Below are 424 nucleotides of genomic sequence, written 5' to 3'. Positions count from 1 at the left end.
CGCGGTCACCGCCGGGCTGATGGAGCAGACGGGTCTGTCGGCGTTCTCCCTGGCCTTTCCCGAGCGGACCTTCGACATGGGTGTCGCCGAGCAGCATGCGGTCACGTCGGCGGCCGGGCTGGCGCTGGGCGGTCTGCATCCGGTGGTGGCCATGCACGCCATGTCCGTCAACCGGGCCTTCGATCAGGCGCTGCTGGATGTGGCCCTGCACCGGCTGCCGGTGACGCTCGTGCTGGACCGGGCCGGGGTCACCGGGGATGACGGGGCGAGCCGCAACGGTGTGTGGGACATGTCGATCCTTCAGATGGTGCCGGGGCTGCGGATCGCCGCGCCGCGGGACGGCAGGCGGCTGGGCGAGCTGTTCCGGGAGGCCGTGGCCGCCGACGGGCCGACCGCGGTGCGTTTCCCGGACGGGGTGGTGGAC

1 pseudogene is annotated in these 424 nt (G+C 72.9%); it reads left to right on the top strand.

Features of this window, described 5'->3' with window-relative positions:
- Nucleotides 1–424: pseudogene (locus TN53_RS42535) on the top strand (1-deoxy-D-xylulose-5-phosphate synthase); the annotation flags it as partial.

It is taken from the genome of Streptomyces sp. WM6386, assembly GCF_000972385.1.
Classification (GTDB): Bacteria; Actinomycetota; Actinomycetes; order Streptomycetales; family Streptomycetaceae; genus Streptomyces.
Note: the sequence above shows the minus strand (reverse complement) of the source record. Positions and strands in the feature narration are given on the sequence as shown.